This is a genomic window from Streptomyces aurantiaciflavus, assembly GCF_049808595.1.
Lineage (GTDB): Bacteria > Actinomycetota > Actinomycetes > Streptomycetales > Streptomycetaceae > Streptomyces.
Genome location: NZ_JBNCAQ010000008.1, coordinates 307027 through 309514, shown reverse-complemented (window position 1 = coordinate 309514; position 2488 = coordinate 307027). Strand labels below are relative to the sequence as shown.

At 75.8% G+C, this 2488-nt stretch carries 2 protein-coding genes; one reads left to right on the top strand and one right to left on the bottom strand.

Translation table 11 applies throughout. From position 1 onward, the window contains the following. Window positions 1-207 precede the first annotated feature (207 nt). Window positions 208-1389: a sensor histidine kinase gene (locus ACPT94_RS12125; protein WP_425245799.1), complete on the bottom strand. Its 1182-nt coding sequence runs from the start codon at window positions 1387-1389 to the stop codon at window positions 208-210. Between the two features lie 177 nt (window positions 1390-1566). Between ACPT94_RS12125 and ACPT94_RS12120 the strand changes: the two genes are divergently transcribed. Beyond that, window positions 1567-2250: an ABC transporter ATP-binding protein gene (locus tag ACPT94_RS12120; RefSeq protein WP_360337129.1), complete on the top strand. Its 684-nt coding sequence runs from the start codon at window positions 1567-1569 to the stop codon at window positions 2248-2250. The last annotated feature ends 238 nt before the right edge of the window (window positions 2251-2488 follow it).

The following is a 2488-nucleotide window of genomic DNA, read 5'->3' as shown; positions in this document are numbered from 1 at the left end:
GCCGGGCCGCTCCCGTCCCGCTGCCGGACCTCCGGGAAGTCGCCCCCCGGCGCGGAGGCGACGCGCAGACGCGGCCCCGCCTCCTCGTGCCGTCCCCGCCGCTCCGGGCGGGGGCGGCCCAGCATCAGCCGGGCGTGGCGCTCCACCGGGCGGCCCGCCCGGGGTCAGCCGGAGGACGGGCGGCCGTACGACGGGAGGGCCCGCACCTCAGGACTTCCGCGCCGGAAACACCGCCCGTACTTGCCATCCCACGCCGCCCCGCGGCCCGGCGTCCAGTTGGCCGCCCAGTGCGGTCACCCGCTCTTTGAGGCCGACGAGGCCGAAGCCGCCACCGTGGGCGGCCGCCGGGAGTTGGGTGCCGCCACGGCCGTCGTCCGCCACCGTCACCTCCAGGCGGCCGGTGCCGTCGCGCAGGCGGACCTCGATGTGCGTGGCGTCGGCCGCGTGCCGGCGGATGTTGGTCAGCGCCTCCTGGACGACCCGGAAGGCCGCGGCCTGCACCTCGTGGGGGAGTTCGCGGGACACGGCGGGGTCGCGGCGCAGGACGACCTGCTGGCCCGGCGTCGCGAAGCCCTCGATCAGTTCGGCGACGCCCGCGAGGTCGCCGACCGGGCGGCGGTCGGCCGCCTCGGGGCCCGTGTCCCGCAGCACGCCGACCGTGCGGCGCATCGAGGCGAGGGCCTCGGTCGCGGCCCGCTCGATACCGGCCAGGACGGGGTCCAGTTCCTGCGGCTGGGTGGCCGCCATCATGCGGGCCACCCGGGTCTGCACGAGGATGCCGGTCACGTGGTGGGCGACGAAGTCGTGCAGGTCTGCGGCAATGGCCAGGCGTTCGCTGCGGCGGGTGTCGCTGACGGCGACGGTGCGGCGGTAGTCCATCGAGCGCAGATAGCCCGCGAGCCCGGCGACGAGGCCGACCAGCAGCAGACCGATCATCTCCAGGCCCAGCACGTCACTGCTCAGCGTCACGTCGCCGCGTACCGGCAGGACGAGCAGCGCGCCCGCGTCGAGGACGCCGCACAGCACGGCCCACGGCGGCGGGCAGTGCCGTACCGCGATGAAAAGCAGGCACAGCAGGATCACGACCTCGCCCGGGCCGAGCACGACCGCCCCTCGGATCAGCAGCGAAGCCACTGTGACGAGGGCCGAGACGAGAGCGGGAACGGCGGTGCGGACCTGCGGCGTGAGCCACTCGGGCCGCCGCCCGGCCGGCCACAGCACGCCGGCCAGCCCGACGAGCACCACGGCCAGGGTCGGCCAGACGGGGTTCGCCGTCGGCAGGACGCTCGTTCCGTCGGCGCCCGCGTAGAGCACGTCGACGACGGCCGCGGCGAGCAGGAGACCGACGGCGAGGGCGCGGACGCAGCCCCGGGCGGAAACAGACCTCATGCCGATCACCGTAGGCCAGAGCCCCGGCAACGGGATCGGCCGAACGGTCGAGGGACCCGGCCGGCGATCCGGCCGTTCGGCCGAGGCGCGCGCCCGGGCCCGCGGGCGAGGGTGAAGCCGGCCGACGCCGAGAGCGTCACCTGGAAGTCCGAGCGCTGAGAAGGGCCACGACACACCATGAGCACCGTTCTGGCCGGATACGGCCTGGTCAAGAAGTACGGCTCCACCACCGCCCTGGCCGGCGTGGACGTCGAGGTCGGCGAGCGCGACTCGCTGGCCATCATGGGCCCCTCCGGGTCCGGCAAGTCCACGTTGCTGCACACCCTGGCGGGGATCATCCGCCCCGACGACGGCCACGTTCTGCTGCGCGGCGAGCGGATCGACAAGCTGGGCGAGAACCGGCTCAGCGCGCTGCGCCGCAAGCGGTTCGGGTTCGTGTTCCAGTTCGGCCAGCTGCTGCCGGAGCTGCCCGCCGAGGAGAACGTCGCGCTGCCGCTGATGCTGGAGGGCGTGCCGCGCAAGGAGGCCGTCGAACGGGGCCGCCGCTGGTTCGAGCCGCTGGGGCTGGACGGGCTGGAGGGGCGTCGTCCCGGCCAGCTCTCCGGCGGACAGGCGCAGCGGGTCGCCATCGCCCGCGCCCTGGCCGTCGAGCCGGACGTGGTCTTCGCCGACGAGCCGACCGGCGCCCTGGACCAGCGCACCAGCACGGAGGTGGTCCAGCTGCTGACCTTCGCCACCCGGGAGACGGGCGCCGCCCTGGTCATGGTCACCCACGACGCCGACGTCGCCGCCCACTGCGACCGCATCCTCCAGGTCCGCGACGGCCGCATCAGCGGCCACACCCAGTACACCGTCGCCTGAACCCGCAGGAGTAGCCGCCATGCGTTCCCCCGTTCTGCCCCTGACCTGGCACCTCGCCAGGTCCTCCGGCCGCCGTGGCCTGCAGTCCCAGCTGCTCGCGGCCGGCGCCGCCGCCGTCGGCTCGTTCCTGCTGCTGCTGATGATCGCGGCCTCCCTCGGCGCGGGGGGGCGCGCCGCCCCCCCCCCCGCCCCCCCCCCCCCCCCCCCCCCCCCCCCCCCGCGGGCGCGCCGCCCCCCC